Annotated in this window: 13 protein-coding genes; 4 read left to right on the forward strand and 9 right to left on the reverse strand. The window is 43.0% G+C overall.

The window, feature by feature from the left end; translation table 11 throughout:
• Positions 1-374: 374 nt before the first annotated feature.
• Complete coding sequence (gene polA, locus LPA49_RS13590; RefSeq protein ID WP_230236816.1) at positions 375-3,110, reverse strand: DNA polymerase I; 2,736 nt, start codon at positions 3,108-3,110, stop codon at positions 375-377.
• 511 nt (positions 3,111-3,621) lie between these two features.
• Between polA and elbB the strand changes: the two genes are divergently transcribed.
• The 3 genes from elbB (at position 3,622) to LPA49_RS13605 (ending at position 7,628) form a co-directional block, all read left to right on the forward strand.
• Positions 3,622-4,272 carry an isoprenoid biosynthesis glyoxalase ElbB gene (gene elbB / locus LPA49_RS13595; RefSeq protein ID WP_075594319.1) on the forward strand — a complete coding sequence of 217 codons (651 nt, stop codon included), beginning with the start codon at positions 3,622-3,624 and terminating at the stop codon, positions 4,270-4,272.
• Positions 4,273-4,453: 181 nt separating this feature from the next.
• Positions 4,454-4,846 carry a cytochrome c5 family protein gene (locus LPA49_RS13600; RefSeq protein WP_065978244.1) on the forward strand — a complete coding sequence of 131 codons (393 nt, stop codon included), beginning with the start codon at positions 4,454-4,456 and terminating at the stop codon, positions 4,844-4,846.
• A gap of 202 nt (positions 4,847-5,048) precedes the next feature.
• Positions 5,049-7,628 (forward strand): diguanylate cyclase, encoded by a 2,580-nt coding sequence (locus LPA49_RS13605; protein WP_230236818.1) that lies wholly within the window; start codon positions 5,049-5,051, stop codon positions 7,626-7,628.
• 24 nt (positions 7,629-7,652) lie between these two features.
• Here LPA49_RS13605 and rep read toward each other — a convergent pair whose 3' ends face one another.
• A complete protein-coding gene (gene rep, locus LPA49_RS13610) occupies positions 7,653-9,665 on the reverse strand; it encodes a DNA helicase Rep (protein WP_230236821.1) in 2,013 nt (670 codons plus the stop codon).
• A 110-nt stretch (positions 9,666-9,775) separates the two neighbouring features.
• On the opposite strand from rep, the gene LPA49_RS13615 reads away from it, so the two are divergent.
• Entirely contained in the window at positions 9,776-10,039 is a 264-nt protein-coding gene (locus LPA49_RS13615; protein ID WP_036971505.1) for an accessory factor UbiK family protein, read from the forward strand.
• A gap of 45 nt (positions 10,040-10,084) precedes the next feature.
• Here LPA49_RS13615 and can read toward each other — a convergent pair whose 3' ends face one another.
• The 7 genes from can to ilvG all read right to left on the reverse strand — a co-directional run bounded on the left by can (position 10,085) and on the right by ilvG (position 18,532).
• On the reverse strand, positions 10,085-10,747 hold the full coding sequence (gene can, locus LPA49_RS13620; protein WP_036971509.1) for a carbonate dehydratase: 663 nt from the start codon (positions 10,745-10,747) through the stop codon (positions 10,085-10,087).
• 18 nt (positions 10,748-10,765) lie between these two features.
• Positions 10,766-11,944 carry a methyltransferase gene (locus LPA49_RS13625; protein WP_036971512.1) on the reverse strand — a complete coding sequence of 393 codons (1,179 nt, stop codon included), beginning with the start codon at positions 11,942-11,944 and terminating at the stop codon, positions 10,766-10,768.
• Positions 11,945-11,995: 51 nt separating this feature from the next.
• Positions 11,996-13,030 (reverse strand): ABC transporter substrate-binding protein, encoded by a 1,035-nt coding sequence (locus LPA49_RS13630; protein WP_230236836.1) that lies wholly within the window; start codon positions 13,028-13,030, stop codon positions 11,996-11,998.
• 88 nt (positions 13,031-13,118) lie between these two features.
• Positions 13,119-14,672 (reverse strand): threonine ammonia-lyase, biosynthetic, encoded by a 1,554-nt coding sequence (gene ilvA, locus LPA49_RS13635; protein WP_065978247.1) that lies wholly within the window; start codon positions 14,670-14,672, stop codon positions 13,119-13,121.
• Positions 14,673-14,674: 2 nt separating this feature from the next.
• Positions 14,675-16,531, reverse strand: a complete 1,857-nt coding sequence (ilvD, locus tag LPA49_RS13640) for a dihydroxy-acid dehydratase (protein ID WP_036971518.1) — start codon at positions 16,529-16,531, stop codon at positions 14,675-14,677.
• A 109-nt stretch (positions 16,532-16,640) separates the two neighbouring features.
• Positions 16,641-16,886, reverse strand: a complete 246-nt coding sequence (gene ilvM / locus LPA49_RS13645; protein WP_036971521.1) for an acetolactate synthase 2 small subunit — start codon at positions 16,884-16,886, stop codon at positions 16,641-16,643.
• Entirely contained in the window at positions 16,883-18,532 is a 1,650-nt protein-coding gene (ilvG, locus tag LPA49_RS13650) for an acetolactate synthase 2 catalytic subunit (protein ID WP_230236824.1), read from the reverse strand. Before ilvG ends, ilvM begins: the two co-directional genes overlap by 4 nt.
• Positions 18,533-18,579 lie beyond the last annotated feature (47 nt).

Below are 18,579 nucleotides of genomic sequence, written 5' to 3' on the forward strand. Positions count from 1 at the left end.
CATCTTTTCAGATGCATCATCAACAGGATGTCCTACAGGATGAGGACGGCGCGGACTTTAGCAAATACCCACCTAAAAATAAATTAAATATGCAGCAAAAGACCATTAATTGATAAACATATAACGAAACTCTAAAACTGTCTTTTCTTGTTAACCTTAAGTTTACAAAAAAAGTGATCGTTCAACTGGCATAAGAGGTCATTTTTAATGGATCACACGCTCACTTTGTATGATCAAAATAACTGTGTGGTGAAGATTCAAAGTGCTCGTTTTACGTTTTGGCGGGTTAAAACATGGGCGGTATTAATGTGCAGGTTATCCTCATTGCCGAATACCCAGCATTAAGCAAGATATTCGGCATAAAATCAGCAAAACTAGTGAGCTTGCTGCCAGTTATCCCCACTGTCTGCTTCAACAATAAGGGGGACATCAAGGGTCGCAGCTTCTGACATCAGCTTACAGATTTCAGCTTTGAACTCATCAACACACTCTTCTTTAATTTCAAACACTAATTCATCGTGTACTTGCATAAGTAGCTTCACTGCGCCTTCGGCTTGGGCATTTACCCACTGATGCACTTTAAGCATTGCTTTTTTAATAATATCGGCGGCAGTACCTTGCATTGGCGCGTTAATAGCAGCACGTTCTGCCGCTTTACGTCGTGCGCCATTACGCGCATTGATCTCTGGTAAATGTAAGCGTCGACCAAAAATGGTTTCTACATACCCTTTATCCGCCGCTTTTTGACGCGTCGTTTCCATGTATTCAAGTACACCTGGGAAACGCTCAAAGTACTTATCAATATAGTGCTGTGCTTCGTGGCGAGGCACATCTAATTGACGAGATAAACCAAATGCCGACATACCGTAAATTAAGCCAAAATTGACAGCTTTCGCTTTACGACGCATATCGCTGGTGACGTCCTCAAGACTAACACCAAAGACCTCTGCCGCTGTTGCACTGTGTACGTCTAAGCCATTGGCAAAGGCGGTCAGTAAGCCTTTATCTTGCGATAAATGCGCCATAATACGTAATTCAATTTGGCTGTAATCGGCAGCCACAATTTTATGGCCCGCAGCCGCAATAAATGCTTCACGGATACGACGCCCTTCTTCCGAGCGGATCGGAATATTTTGTAAATTAGGATCTGTTGAACTTAAACGCCCTGTTGCCGTTACCGCTTGATGATACGAGGTATGTACGCGTTTGGTACGCTCATTCACCATTAATGGCAGCTTATCTGTGTAAGTTGATTTCAACTTTGATAAACCACGATGCTCAATGATTACTTTAGGTAAAGGATAATCATGCGCCAGCTCTTGCAATACTTCTTCTGCTGTAGATGGCGCCCCTTTTGGCGTTTTTTTAATTACTGGCAGTTCAAGCTTCTCAAATAAAATTGCTTGTAGTTGTTTAGGTGAGCCTAAGTTAAACTTTTCACCCGCCATGTCATATGCTTCTTGTTCAAGCTCGAGTAAACGTTCACCCAATCGCTGGCTATGGGCAGCTAACATGGTACTGTCAATCGCGACACCAGTACGCTCAATATCTGAAAGTACAGAGACAAGCGGTAACTCAATCTCTTCAAATACTGATTTAAGTTGGCTATCAGCTTCAATCTTCGGCCACAACACCTCGTGTAAGCGTAATGTAATATCAGCGTCTTCAGCAGCATATGGCGCTGCTTTTTCAAGTTCAATTTGATTAAAAGTCAGCTGCTTTTTGCCTTTTCCAGCAATCTCTTCAAAACTGATATTTTTATGCCCTAGGTATTTAAGTGCTAACGAGTCCATATCATGACGACTGCCCACACTATTAAATACATACGACTCCAACATCGTGTCGTATTTTATACCGTTTAATTCAAACCCAGCATTAGCCAGTACACTTTTATCGTATTTTAGGTTTTGCCCCACTTTCGCTTTGCGCTCGTCGGCTAAAATTGGGCCAATTTTTGCCATTACCGTGTCGAGTGTTAATTGTTCTGGCGCATCGGGATAATCGTGAGCAACCGGAATATACGCCGCTTCGCCGGCCTTAACCGCAAAGCTCATACCAACTAATTGTGCCTGCATGTAATCAAGGCTGGTTGTTTCGGTATCAAAGGCAAATAACTCAGCCTCATTTAACTGCTTAACTAGCGTATCAAGTTGTTGCTCAGTAAGAATGGTTTCGTAATGAGCATCACTCACTTGTGGCAATTCATTTTCTTCAGTTGGTACATCTAAATGTGTATCTGCGTCTTTCGGGTTATCGAGTAATTCAGCTAACCAGCGACGGAACTCACACTCACCGTATAAAGCAATTAACTCATCTCGATTAGGCTCTTGTAACTTGAAGCTTTCTAGGTCAGATTCAACCTCGACATCGCATTTTATCGTTGCCAGTTCGTAACTCAGTGGTAAATGATCAAGCGCAGCTGCCAGCTTTTCGCCTATTTTGCCTTTGATCTCACCGGCATGATCGATTACGCCTTGTAACGAGCCATACTTTTGCAACCATTTCACCGCAGTTTTAGGGCCGCAACCATCAACGCCAGGAATGTTATCAACCTTGTCGCCCATCAGCGCTAAGTAGTCGATGATCAATTCAGGGCCTACACCAAACTTTTCAACCACCGTATCAGGGTCTGAAATACTATCGGTCATGGTGTTAATAAGTGTGACGTGCTCATTCACAAGCTGCGCCATATCTTTATCACCTGTAGAGATCAACACATGGCGTTGTTGCTCAGAAGCAATGCGTGCAAATGTACCAATAACATCGTCAGCCTCGACCCCTTCAATACTAATAAGCGGAAAACCCATCGCCTTAATAATATTGTGAAGTGGTGCTATTTGTGTGCGTAAGTCATCCGGCATAGGTGGACGATTCGCTTTATATTCACTGTACATATCATTTCTAAAGGTTTTACCTTTGGCATCAAACACCACCACCATATGCGACGGATCATATTGTTTGATTAGACTCTTAAGCATATTAACGACGCCATAAATAGCCCCTGTAGCCTCTCCTTTCGAGTTTGTTAGGTGAGGAGGTGAATGATATGCGCGGAATAAATAGGAAGAACCATCAACAAGAATAAGTGGATTTTCAGGGATCTGAGCCATGGTGAAATTGGATCCTAAATGAATAACAATAAATTGATTGTAAGCATGCCATAAGGCTATGAAGAAAACGACTGTGAATTATTGAGCAGTAACACATTCATAAATAGCAAGCTGTGGATAACTTTGTAGATAAAACCCACGAGCAATTCTCCCAAAATGTAAAAACATTTAGGAATTTTCTGTAAGCACATGTTTTGATTTAAAAAAGATAATACGAGGTTCTTTTTTTATTATTTTTATCCGATGTGGAAAACGGTTTTAGCTACTCATGTCCATTGCTTGCTTAACGATGAATAAATATCCCTTTTCATAACCGGAGGAGTATTCTAGCACAATGGATCAAAGATCATAGCGATCCTTTATACTTTTTTGTACGTTTGTATTTTATAAAAAGGCATAAACAGCAATTTACCAAGCGTCTCGAGCAGTCGACCCAGAAAACTTTTTTATTTTGTCGACTGACACGCATAATTGATACACTAACCAAAGTTGCATTAAGGAGGAATATCTAATGAAAAAAGTGGCTGTAATTTTAGCGGGTTGCGGTGTTTACGATGGCGCAGAAATCAATGAAGCAGTATTAACTTTGCTACACATAGCCAAAGCAGGTGCACGCTATCAATGTTTTGCTCCTGACATTGAGCAACTGCATACCATTAACCACTTAACCGGTGAAGAGATGACGCCAAATCGTAATGTTTTAGTGGAAGCAGCACGTATTGCGCGTGGCGAAATAAAAGCTATCACAGAACTAAACGTGAATGAATTTGACGCACTCATCATACCCGGCGGCTTTGGTGCGGCAAAAAACTTATCTGACTTTGCTGTAAAAGGCGCAGATGCTCAAGTACAAGATGATGTACTCCATGCGTGTACTGCGTTTGTTAAAGCAAATAAAGCAGCGGGATATATGTGTATTGCACCTGCCATGCTGCCACTTATTTATGGCCAAGGCGTAAAAACAACCATTGGTAACGACCAAGATACCGCAGCGGCTATTCAACAACTAGGCGGCGATCACCAGTGCTGTGCCGTTGACGACATTGTTGTAGATGAACAACATAAAGTGGTTACAACCCCTGCATATATGCTTGCGCAAAGCATTTTAGAGGCTGATGCTGGGATTGAAAAATTAGTCAGTAAAGTATTAGAACTGGCATAATAACACTGTAGCGATTCAGCACATAAAGCTGATTTTTATTGCGCTGGAGCAAAAAATGGCTTTTTTTATCAAGAAAAAGCCTTTCAGATCATTTTATAAATTGTGGCTTAGCGTTATAATCGTTCTAATTTCCGTCAGATATCGTGATTGATCACGTTCAAATCGAAGTGAGCAAGGCAAAATGAAAAAACTATCAGCTGCATTATTACTGCTAGCAACAACGGCATACGCACAAGCGTATGACAACTCTTTGACTGAAGACGCAATTAAGAAGCGTCTAGCGCCAATTGGTTCTGTATATCTAGAAGGTGATAAAGCTGCTGCGGCTGCTGAACCTACTGGTCCTCGTTCTGGCGAGCAGGTGTATCAAGCATCATGTTTCGCTTGTCACGGTACTGGCGCATTAGGCGCACCTAAATCAGCTGATGATTGGGCTCCTCGTATCGCTAAAGGCAAAGACACTTTACTTAATCACGCCTTAAATGGTTTCAATGCAATGCCTCCTAAAGGTACGTGTATGGACTGTTCTGATGAAGAAATCAGTGCTGCTATCGACTTTATGACAAGCAAATAACAGTTATAAACACATAATACGAAGGGCTTAATTTATTAGGCCCTTTTTTTATGCCTGAAACACACACGAAAATAATAATTTAGTACTAGTAACATTGTCTATATAACCCCTTAATTAGCCTATCTGCTACTTGACGATCTACGAAAAAAGTGGAACTATAAAGAACAATATTTAAACAATAATAAAAACTGGTTCTAAATCATTGGAAGATTCAGCAACACACATTGATAAGCTAGTCCGTAGAAATGCTCGCTTAAAATCGCTTATACAAAAATATAAGCAATCTCATCACTTGCAACATGCTCTATTACAGTTATCAGAGCAAGCAAGCACTGTTGCCGAATTAACCCTTCTTTACCCCGCTATTCACGATATATTGCAAAGTTTTATCCCAAGTAAAAGCTTTTACGTTGTGCTGCACAACCCTGTGAACGATCTTTTAGAACTGTCGTATTTTGCAGACGAAAAAGATGGGCTTTCTGTGCCCTTAAAATACGATCAACACTTCAAAGAGGGGTTAACTGGTCATGTATTCAAACATGGTAAAACCAGCTACTTCACTAAAGAACAAACCCAACAAGCTGTTGAAAAGGGTCAATTTAAAGCTTTAGGGACCCCCGCAGAGCACTGGGTTGGCGTACCGGTCTATCGTGATAAAACCATCATTGGCGTGATGGTGGCGCAGAGCTACGATAAAGCGCAAAGCTATTCTGAGCAGCAAATTGAACTGTTAGAAGTGATGTCACTTTACCTTGCAACTGCTATAGAACGCGTTAAAAAGCGCGAACTTCTTGAGTCCGAAGTCAAAATTCGCACCCGCGCACTAACGCAAAGTAACCAGGCACTCAATGAAGAAATATTACACCGAAAAAAAGCATTAGAACGACAGCAAATACTGTTTAAGATCTCTGAGCTTGCAACACTGAGTGAAAATCTAGAAGACGTATATCAGCATGTACACAAAATAATAAAAACTATAACGTACGCAGATAACTTATATATTGCGCTGTATGACCAACAATCTCACTGGCTAAGCTTTCCTTACTGCGTTGATGAATACAGCGATAATGCCGAACCTCGGCCATTTGCTAAAGGCTACAGTGAGTTGGTACTGAGTACCGAAAAATGCCAAGTGATTGATGCAAAGCGCGCGAAAAGCCTCATAAAACTGGGTGTCATTGAGAGGCCTAGAGATATTCCGCCCGAAGAATCTGCCACCAGCTGGTTAGGAGCGCCACTAAAGACATCACAAGGGGTAATTGGCTTAATTGTTTGCCAAGCATATAACAATAAACATGAATTTAGCCAAGATGATTGTGAACTCATCACCTTCGTTTCACACCAAATCGCCAATGTAATCCAAGCCCATTTAGCTAACCAAGAACTTAAGCAAAGCCACCAAAAGCTTGAACATCGCGTTGCTGAAAAGACCAAAGAATTGCGCCAAGCCAATATGCACTTACAAATGCAAATGGAAGAGCGTAAAAAAATTGAACAACAGTTATATCACGATGCACATCATGACTCGCTCACCAGCTTACCGAATCGAAGCTTGTTCTTAACACAGCTTGAAAAAACGCTGCAGCATTATCAACGCTATCCAGAGCAACAATTTGCAGTGCTGTTTATCGACTTAGATAAATTTAAAGATATTAACGATCAATTAGGTCACCAAGCTGGGGATCAGTTTTTAATTAGTGTCGCAGAATCATTTTCTCACTGTATTCGAGAACATGATTTACTTGCACGATTAGGCGGCGATGAGTTTGTTGTTTTGCTCACCCATTTAACAGAGCCGCAGCAAGCAGAAGATGTTGCAAAACGCATTATTGAAATCATGAAGAAACCTTTCTGCATGAAAGGTCAATGTATTCAAAGCGGTGCAAGTATAGGGATTACCTACTCAAAAACGAGTTACAAGCACACCGATGAGATTATTCGTGATGCTGATGCGGCCATGTATTATGCTAAAAACGCAGGGCGCAACCGCTTTGAGTGTTTTCATCCTTTACTCAATGCGACGACCTCACAGCATGAAGCTGAGAATATGCATCACCTTGATGATTTACCAATGCATTTTAGAAGCTCAGAAATCATTACGCTTGACGAGTCAGCACATGCTGAGTCGCTATTAGAGGCGTTTGGAGAACACCCTGTACTTGGCAGTACCAGCTTTGAAGTACTCAAGAAGTTTGCCACTGATCGTATTCAGCATTTCGAAGTTGAGCTGAGTTTACTCAAACAAGCTTTTTCATTAGCCGCCCAAGCAAAGTTACAAAAGGTGTTATTTCCATGCTCAGGATTAGTGCTTGAACGCATTAACTTTAAAGCGCTATGTCACCTTCTCAAAGCGCATGATGCTAAAAAGATATGTTTATTATTTAATGAACAAGAAATTCGTTATGCATCGGCTGTACAAATAGAAAACCTAAAAAGTCTTGTGGCACAAGGATTCTCGATAGGTTTGAATGAGTTTGCAAAAGATCGCTGTGAATTGAACTTACTGACCGAATTTAAGTTCGATTACTTATTATTAAGCTCAACTTTCAGTAAGCGTGTGCTACAACAAGAAAACTATCATTTACAGCTTCAAGGTGTACTGGCTATTACCCATATTCAAAATATCCAAGTCATAGCCAAAGGCCCATCGATTTTTAACTACCGTACCCTGTTAGATAAACACGGCTTATCGCTGTTTATTGGCAAACAGCATGCACTTGCGCCCTTCAATAAAGAGACGACAAGCACACACTCGACAATACCACTTGATATAAATATTTAAACATGTGCATTGAGCATAACGGCGTTACTTTTTAAGCATAGCACGCAAGTTAGCAACACGTGCTTGACCTTTCTCCATTCGCTCTGCTTGAGAAGAAGGCGGTTTCTTTGCTTCAAAGGCCAAATCATCCTGTGGTAACTCCTGCACAAAACGACTCAGCTCTGTATCCGATGTTTCACCAAACTGACGGCGCAGCTTAGCGTATGTCATAACCAACTCTTGCTGGGCTCGTGTGATACCTACGTAAGCAAGACGACGTTCTTCTTCAACGTTATCTTCGTCGATGCTCACTTGATGAGGTAATAACCCTTCTTCCATTCCCACCATAAATACATACGGGTATTCCAAGCCTTTTGAGGCATGCAAAGTCAAAAGCTGTACCGCATCAGATTCATCTTCTTCTTCATTGCGCTCAAGCATATCGCGCAGCGTTAACTTGCTCACCACTTCTGCTAAATTCAACGGGGGGTTATCGGCATCACCGGTCAGCATATCGGTGATCCAACGATATAACTCCGACACATTCTTCATACGCATTTCTGCGGCTTTTGCGCTAGGCGATGACTCGTAAAGATACGCTTCGTAATTAATTTGCCTGACCAGCTCTTTTACCGCTTCGAGCGTGTCACCCCGCACTGCATTATCAGACAGTTCAACCACCCAACGAGCAAACCCTGCTAACGCATTAAAGCCCCGCCCTTTTAAACGATGCGCAAGCTCAGGCTCAAAGCAGGCAGCAAATAAACTAATGTGCTTTTCGTTGGCAAGTGTGCCTAATTTTTCGAGAGTGACGGTACCTATTTCTCGTCGTGGGGTATTCACGATACGTAAAAATGCATTGTCGTCGTCTTGATTAACCAACAAGCGTAAATACGCCATGATATCTTTAATTTCTGAACGTGAGAAAAACGACATTCCGCCACTAATTTTATATGGAATACGGTTACTCATCAGCGCTTTTTCGAATACACGCGCTTGGTGATTCCCCCGATATAAAATGGCGTAATCTTTATAGCTGGTCCGCTTCATGAACTTATGCGAAATGATCTCTGCAACAACGCGTTCAGATTCATGCTCTTCGTCACGACAGCCAATGACTTTAATCGGTTCACCATAACCTAGTTCACTGAACAGTTTTTTATCAAACTCATGCGGATTATTAGCAATAAGAATATTGGCTGCTTTAAGAATACGCCCTGCACTTCGGTAGTTTTGTTCAAGTTTAATTAAACGCAAACCCGGAAAGTCTTTACTCAATAACACCAGATTTTGTGGTTTAGCACCACGCCACGAATAAATTGATTGGTCATCATCTCCCACCACCGTAAAGCGAGCACGTTCACCCACTAATAACTTAACCAATTGATACTGGCTCGTATTCGTATCTTGATACTCATCCACCAGCAAATAACGAAAACGCTGTTGCCAACGCTCACGTGCTGTCGCATTTTGTCCCAGTAGCAAGGTGGGGATCATGATCAGATCATCAAAATCGAGGGCATTATAAGCTCGTAGTTGATTTTGATAGCGGGCATACAACTGGGCAAACAGTGCTTTTTGTGGCTCACGCGCTTCACGAATCGCCCGTTCGGGTAAAATAAGCTCGTTCTTCCAACTGCCTATCCGCATTTTTAACAGGTTTAATAAGTCTTTGTCTTTTTTTAGTTCGTCTTCTGTAAGCTCGGTTAATAATTGATTGGTATCTTGATCATCAAACAATGAGAATCCTGGCTTAAAGCCTAATGTGGTTAATTCTTTTTTGATGATCTCAAGACCTAAGGTATGAAATGTCGAAACCCATAACCCTTTAGACTCTTGCTTACCAAGCGTTTGTGCAACACGCTCGCGCATCTCTTTTGCCGCTTTATTAGTAAAGGTAACGGCTGCTATGTTACGTGCTTGATACTCACACTTTTGCACCAAGTAAGCGATTTTGTTGGTAATTACACGCGTTTTACCTGAGCCTGCGCCAGCTAATACCAAACACGGTCCACTGATATACTTTACCGCTTCATCTTGTTTTGGGTTGAGTTTCATAAGCCCCTAAGAAATTATCCAAAGACAGAACCGGCAATTTTACCGTAATCACTACACTACGCCTAGCCAATAAGGTAAGATTGTTTTTTTACGTGACTCAAGGGACGAAGATGATCAACCCAGCAAAACTTGAAGAAATCGCAAAGCAAATCACTGATAACATGCCACAAGGCGTGAAAAACCTTGCCGACACCATTGAAGGTAAAACGAAGCAAGCTATCCAAAACAAACTTGCTGAGATGGACTTTGTAAGCCGTGATGAGTTTGATATTCAAAGCCAAGTACTTATTCGAACTCGTGAAAAACTCACGGAGCTAGAAGAAAAGGTTGCCTTACTTGAACAGCAACTTGCTAGCAAACAAGACGAACAATAAAAAAGGTGAGCTACTTAGCTCACCTTTTTTCTATCCATTTAAGTCTTAACTTTTCTCTGCAATACGTTCGAAAACACGTTTTACCGCAGTACCGTATGTCTCTGTGGCTTCTTCTGCACAGGTCACCACGGATTCAAGGTCATTTAAATGACCATTTGCTAAACCATACACCCAACCATGAATCGTAAGTTCTTGGCCTTTCGCCCACGCATCTTGCACGATATTCGTACGGCACACGTTACGTACTTGCTCAATTACATTGAGTTCAATCAGGCTGTTTAAACGTTCTTTTTCTGGTAATGCGTTTAACTGTTCGATGTGTTTTTCTTTTACATCACCAACATGACGTAGCCAGTTATCAATTAAGCCAAAGCGTGCTTCATTTAAAACCGCTTGAACACCCCCACAGCCATAGTGTCCAACGACCATAATGTGCTTAACTTTAAGTACTTCAACCGCGTACTGCATGACTGATAAACAGTTATGGTCAGTATGCACAACCACATTTGCAACGTTACGGTGTACAAATAACTCACCCGGTAATAAATCAACTATCTCATTAGCGGGTACACGTGAGTCCGAACAGCCAATCCACAAGTACTCGGGATTTTGTTGCATTGATAGAATTTTAAAAAACTCAGGATCACTTTCACTCGTACGCGCAGCCCAACGTCTATTATTTTCGAATAAATTTTTTAACTTTCTCATTGCGCCTCTTTACGATTTTTAATAATTAGCTTGGATCAAGATATTCCTTGGTGTGAGCTGTTTTTCACAAAACGTACTTACTGATACCTGATAGCCTTGTTGTTGCAAATATAAAGCACGATCGAGCACGAGCCAAACTTCAATTGCTCTTCTGAACACATGTCGGATGAGTTCAATGCGTTCTGTGACCCTTTTACGCTGCTTACCTATCTCTAAAAATGCATTGTAATCAATATCATCTGGTATATGTAGTGACTTTTTATCAGCTGCCCACAAACAAAATGACCTAAATGAATCAGAAAATACCGCTTTATTCACGGAAGGCACACTCACATAGTGCTGAACACCGGTAATTGATTTACGTAATGCATCAAAACCAAGTCGCCACTCGACTTCTGTTTTTCTCACTTTATCAACCCGACTTGGTGCGGTCACGGTTTCTTGCAAGGCCAGCTTTAAATCGCGATGGGTTAGCGTCAATTGACTATGCTGTGCATGCTCACTCATTGCTTGGTAGGCATCGTCGGTAAATAAGTGATAACAACAGGGTGAAAAGCTTATCTGCTGGGTTTTGGCCCGACTTGCCTGCTGCATAAATGTTTGGTGTAAACGACCACATGCATGTAAAGCGACGGCATGTTGCTCTGTTTTAAAAAATGCATCGGTGTTATCCGTTAATACATTCGCTTGTGAAAACTGCATGGCTAATTGTTGCTGCTTAGCACTATGAGCTCCCTGCTCACACAGGTGCTCTTGTAGTTCAATACTGTGTACCGAGGGTGCGCCACTAAATGCCAGCATCCGCCCTAAGTGTCCTTTGCCTGCACACCACTCTAAAACAGGGTGTTGCTGTGAATTTTGGCTGATCGCTGCAACAAAATCTTGTAACTGCTCAAACTTGCGTCCTTTGATGCCATTACTGATCCAAAATGGAAACTCATTCCTTGGCAACTTTGTTGTGGGCAGTTCGCATAAGGCATTAAGTTCATCAACACCGTCTATAGCATCGCAAAAGTATTGATATAAAGCATGCTGGTCGGCATCAAGTTCACTCACTTGGCTGTCATCAATCGCCCATAATAAAGACGTTAATTCAGGCCATGGAATATCATCAAAGTCAAATGCCGTGCATTGCCAGTATTGGCGAGTTGAATAAAGCAGTGTATCTAAAGCAGCAAAGTGCTGGGCAAGTGTCATAACTACAAAAACGACAAAAAATAAAAGTGAGTATAACAGTTTTTAAGAGGTTTAACGCCTTCCATTGCTTATTAGACCAATGTACAAAGGAACACATGCAATGCTCAATATTATCGCTAAAATAAGCATCCAAGATAACTCTATGCCCTCGCTTTGCTGTTGATCATACATAAACCCTGAAAATGCATGATCAAATTCGTCTTGATCGATGTTGTAAAGGTCAGCGATAAGTCGCCATTTAGCCATCGACATGCCCCCCAACTTGCTGCCCGGTGGCTGAATATAGTTAGCGAGTACATCGGCTTCATAAGCAAGTTCCTGCATACTTTTGTGCGGGGCATAATCACGCTGAGTGACATTAATACTCTCATTCATATTATGCAGTGCATAACGCCATCCCTTTAAACTTGCTTGATAAAAACGCTCAACTATATCCGGTTTATTTTTAAGCATAGCCTGCGAGGTATATAAAATATCGCCATACACATTCAGGCCAAATTTTTGTGGACAAATTAATCGGTGCCCAACACCACGCAGTGTTAAAGTATACGGCTCATTAGTTACATACACTTGCACGGCATCAAGTTCGCCAGCTAACCACTGCTCTATTCCGCCTTTTTGGCTTGCAGCCATTAAACTTTGATAATCAAGCCCCGCCCTTTGCAGCATGACTAACAACTCTGCGTTTTCAAGTGAGCTAATTTTACTGAGTTTTTTACCCGCAAAATCACGCGGCTGGAAAATATCAGAGTTATTTTTAACCATCCAACAATAGGGGGAGAACTGCAGCATAGCCGCTAAGGCAACCACGGGGGCACCTTGCACACGTTGTTGCAAAATACCAGAATGCGTAATAGCAAAGTCGGCTTGACCATTTAACACCTGATCAAACGTGTTAGGGTTGTTAGGATCTGCGGGTAAAATAGTGACATCAAGTCCAGCGTCTTTATAAAAGCCTTTTTTTGCTGCCATGTAATAGCCAGCGAACTGGAATTGATGAGTCCATTTTAGTTGCAAGGTCACCTTGTCAGAGCCATTGGCACTTATGCTTAGCATTAAACAGAGTAACCCTAAGTAATAACGCATTCCTCGCACGCATCATCCTTGCTTTACAATCGTGCAATAACTATAGGAAAAATATGCAAAAAATCAAGGCTCCTCGATGGAGCCCAGTTTATTGATTGGCAGCTTTAGCTTCACTCAACTTTTGACCTTGAGTCGTTAAAAATTGCGTGAAACATGGATTATTGGTTTCATCCTGAACATTATAACCAAGACGATTTAAATGCTCGTTAAATACGTCGTAATCACTCGGTTCGATAGCAAATGCAGCAAGTACATTACCTACAGAGCCACCATGATTGCGATAATGGAATAACGTAATATTCCAGTTACTGCCTAACGTATCTAAAAATCGCGCTAATGCACCTGGGTATTCAGGAAATTCAAAACGTAATAATCGCTCATGTAATTGCGCTGGGGCTTTTCCACCCACCATATAACGAATGTGTAATTTAGCCAATTCGTTATCTGACAGGTCACAAAATGTATAGCCATTCTCAGTGAGTACCGCTTTTAATTCATCTAGCTCTTGCTGACCTTGGCGAAGTGCAATACCCACAAATATTTGTGCTTCACCCGGTCCTGCATAACGGTAATTAAACTCTGTAATAGCTCGGCCACCTAACGAAGCGCAAAATTGCTTAAAGCTGCCTTTTTCTTCTTTGATGGTGACGGCGAGTAATGCTTCGTTCTTTTCACCCAACGCAGTGCGCTCAGCAACGTAGCGTAAACGGTCAAAATTTAAATTCGCGCCCGATAAAATAGCAGCAACATTTAAGCCTTTTACACCGCTTTGCTGACACCATTTTTTCAAACCCGCTGTCGATAAGGCCCCTGAAGGCTCAGCAATTGCACGGGTAGAAACAAAGATATCCTGCATAGCAGCACAAATCTCATCGCCACTCACGGTCACAACTTCATCACAAAACTTTTGTGCTAAGCGGAACGTTTCGGTGCCGATTATTTTTACCGCTACGCCATCAGCAAAACTACCAACGCGGTCAAGCTCCACAGGTTTCCCCGCCTCTAATGCTGCTTTTAAACACGCACTTTCATCCGCTTCAACACCAATTACTTTGATATCAGGTCGCAATGATTTTATGTACACAGCCATTCCCGCCAACAAGCCACCACCGCCAACAGGAATAAAAACGGCATCAAGGTCGTTTAGCTGCTGCATCAGTTCTCGCGCAACTGTGCCTTGACCAATAATGACATCGGGGTCATCAAAAGGAGGCACAAATACGCCATTGCGCTGCTCTGTTAGCGCTAACGCGTGGGCTTTTGCTGCATCAAAGTGATGACCATGTAATACAACCTCACCACCTAGCGCGCGCACTGCACTCACTTTAATTTCGGGTGTGGTTACCGGCATAACAATTGTCGCTTTGTGCCCTAAAAACGATGCACTTAACGCGACGCCTTGAGCATGGTTGCCAGCCGATGCAGTGACCACATCAGAGCCCTTTGGCAACTTACTCAACTTATGGAATGCACCGCGCAATTTAAACGAATAAACCGGTTGTTGGTCTTCACGCTTCAACCACACATGATTACCGAGCCTTGCGCTAAGTTCGGCCATTTCACTGACCTCAGTAACCTTTGCAAGCGGCTCCATATTTGCTTGGATGATAGCGCGAAAATAATCGAGCTCCTGTGAAACCATGATTAACTTAACTCCTCAAGCTTAGCTAAATCACGGACCGCCCCTTTGTCTGCACTGGTTGCCAATAATGCATACGCTTTTAGTGCCGATGATACATAACGCTCACGATCGCGTGGTTTAAAGGCCTCTTTACCACGTGCTAATTGCTTTTGCTTACGTGCTTCAAGCTCTTCATCGCTCAGGGCTAAGGTGATTTCGCGGGTGGCGATATCAATAATAATTTTATCGCCGTTCTCTACATACGCAATTGCTCCCCCGCTGGCAGCCTCAGGCGAGACATGACCAATCGATAAACCAGAGGTACCACCCGAAAAACGGCCATCAGTGATCAATGCACATTTTTCACCTAAACCTACCGATTTTAAGTAGCTGGTCGGGTACAACATCTCTTGCATACCTGGGCCCCCTTTTGGCCCTTCATAGCGGATCACCACAACATCACCCGCTTTTACTTCACCATTTAATATACCTTCAACTGAATCATCCTGTGATTCGTAAACCACTGCTGGGCCTTCAAAATGCAGCATTTCTTCAACAACACCGGCACTTTTAACAATACAACCATCCAGCGCTAAATTTCCCGACAGCACCGCTAAGCCACCATCTTGACGAAACGCATTTTCAACACTGCGAATACAGCCATTTTCACGATCGTTATCCAGTTCAGGCCAACGACATTCTTGGCTCATCGCCTTCGTGGTGCGGATACCCGCTGGGCCTGCTTTATAGAACTTTTGCGCAACGGCATTGTTTGGATCTGTGGCATTCCACTTCTCAACTAACTCCGCCATCGTCATCCCAGCAACGTGATCCACAGACAAATCAACTAAACCCGCTTTACCTAGCTCACGGATAATTGCCATCATGCCACCAGCGCGGTGCACGTCTTCAATGTGATATTTGCTTGTGGCAGGTGCAACTTTACATAAAAAAGGCGTTTTGCGTGAAAGCTCATCAATATGCGACATATCAAAATCGACACCCGCTTCTTGGGCTGCGGCTAATAAATGTAACACCGTGTTTGATGAGCCACCCATTGCAATATCCACCACCATTGCATTCATAAAAGCGGTGCGATTGGCGATGGCACGTGGTAATACGTCGGCATTATCTTTTTGATAATACTCACGGCATAAATCAACGATGCGTGCGCCTGCTTCAACATATAACTGTTTACGGTCTTTATGAGTGGCAAGTGTTGTGCCGTTACCAGGCAATGCCAAACCAATTGCTTCTAATAAGCAGTTCATTGAGTTAGCCGTAAACATCCCCGAACATGAACCACACGTTGGGCACGCTGAGCGCTCTACTTTGTCTGAGTCTTCGTCGCTGACTGAGCTATCGGCACCTTTCACCATGGCATCAACTAAGTCGAGTTTAATGTCGATATCAGCAAGGCGGGTTTTACCTGCTTCCATCGGTCCACCTGACACAAAGATAACCGGAATATTTAAGCGTAATGCAGCCAGCATCATACCTGGGGTGATTTTGTCGCAGTTAGAAATACAGATCATCGCATCGGCACAATGCGCGTTAACCATGTACTCTACTGAGTCAGCAATCAGATCGCGAGAAGGTAGCGAATACAGCATACCGCCGTGGCCCATCGCAATCCCATCATCAATCGCAATGGTATTAAATTCTTTTGGTACACCACCCGCTTCAGTAATCGTTTCGGCCATTAACTCACTGAGTTGATTTAAATGAACATGCCCTGGAACAAACTGCGTGTATGAATTCACAACAGCGATAATTGGCTTACCGAAGTCCTTATCTGTCATTCCTGTTGCACGCCACAATGCACGTGCGCCTGCGCGTTTACGACCTTCTGTTGTTGTTGCACTTCGTAATTTAGCCATAGTTACCTCTGTTGTTGCAGTGGAGTGCCACTGACTTCCTCATTCCTAGTTTATTTCTTACTAAAGCATAGTCTGTGCTGCTCTAGTTACCTGTTGAATTTGTCTGTGATTAAATTGCTTGCTGTTGCAGCTGACTCTCAAGCGTCACATGCTTTACATCGACCAATTTATTTAACTGCGACGTTAATAAATGAATGGGTTTATCGCTAACCACTGTCATAGTCACTCTGAATGCATCTTCTGCCATTTCTAAGTTCATTTTTGTTAGATCAAAACCGCGATGACGGGCAACGCGTAAAAAGCGCTCAACAGCGACACTTTGATTTTTGAGTGCAATCGTTAGGGTGTGTTTCATTTTACAGTCTCCGTCATCATCTCATCATTGGCTGCACCGGGTGGTACAAGCGGCCATACATTTTCTTTGTCATCGATACACACATGTAAAATGTAAGGACCTTGACTATTCACAAGTGCATCAATCGCCGTGTCAACTTCATCCGCTCTTGTCACGGTTTGACCTGGGATACCAAACACTGCAGCGAGTTGTACAAAATCAGGGTTATCTGAAAGATTGGTCTCAGAATAACGCCCCTCGAAAAATAACTGCTGCCATTGACGTACCATGCCTAAACGCTGGTTATCTAAGATAAGTATTTTTACTGGTAAATTATTACGGCGAATTGTCGCCAGCTCTTGAATGTTCATCATGATTGAGCCATCACCCGAGACCGTAATAACAAAATCGTTTGGGCGTGCCACTTGTGCACCTATTGCCGCAGGCAAACCAAAGCCCATCGTACCCGCCCCGCCACTGCTTAAATGATTGCTGGGGTGCGAAAACTTCATATGCTGTGCAACCCACATTTGATGCTGGCCCACATCACAGCACACCACACCGGTATTCGGCATTTTTTGGCTCAGTTGATTTAGCAGGTAAGGCGCAAATACTTTTTCACCCGGGTAGTCATAACGCCACGCATGCTCTTTCATCATACTTTCAATATGCAAAAGCCACTCATCTGGGGCTACAAAGCAATCGAGTTGCGGTAGAGACGTTTTTAAGTCAGCGACGAGAGACGCTTTTACAGGCTTTCGTTTACCGATTTCTGCTGCATCGATATCCAAATGAATAACTTTAGCTTTGGCGGCAAACTTACTTAGGTTGCCCGTTACTCGGTCATCAAAGCGCGCACCAATACACACTAAAACATCGCATTCTTGTACTGCTAAATTAGCCGCTTTGCCACCGTGCATACCTAGCATGCCAAGGTCGTACTCGTAATCAGGTAACACACTCCCCAACGCTTTTAACGTTGTTACCGCTGGCATGTGGGTTTTTTCTAAAAACTGCATAAGCTCGTTTTGTGCATCTGCGGCTTGTACACCGCCCCCCACATAGGCAACGGGTCGTTGTGCTTCACTTAATATTTGATTCGCAATGGCAACTTGGTTGGGGTCAAGTTTTGGCAACGTATCTTCTGCCGCTAACCAAGGATGGAATGGCACCTGTGCCATTTGAATGTCTTTAGGAATATCGACTAACACAGGACCAGGACGCCCTGTTTGCGCTAGGTGGATGGCTTCTTGCAGTATTTCAGCTAAATCTTCAGGGCGTTCAACCATGTAGCTGTGCTTTGTACAAGACAACGACATACCGAGTACATCAATCTCTTGGAATGCATCTGAGCCAATCGCTGCGGTAGGCACTTGCCCCGTTATCGCCAGTAATGGCACCGAATCCATCATCGCGTCAGCCAATGCCGTGATAAGGTTGGTCGCACCTGGGCCTGACGTTGCAAAACACACTCCCAACTTACCCGTACTACGTGCAAAACCTACAGCGGCAAAGCCAGCGCCTTGTTCATGACGGGTCAAATAATGTTTGACGGGCGCGCCATACAAAGCGTCGTAAATAGGCATAATGGCACCACCCGGGTAACCAAAGACATCCTTTACGCCATGTTTGGCTAATAAATCGATTGTTAACTCTGCGCCTGTCATCTTAAATCCTCATTCCTCAGTGACATTGTGTATTTTTTGCGGTTAAA

The sequence above is a fragment of the Pseudoalteromonas sp. MB41 genome (assembly GCF_020966275.1).
Taxonomy (GTDB): domain Bacteria; phylum Pseudomonadota; class Gammaproteobacteria; order Enterobacterales; family Alteromonadaceae; genus Pseudoalteromonas; species Pseudoalteromonas lipolytica.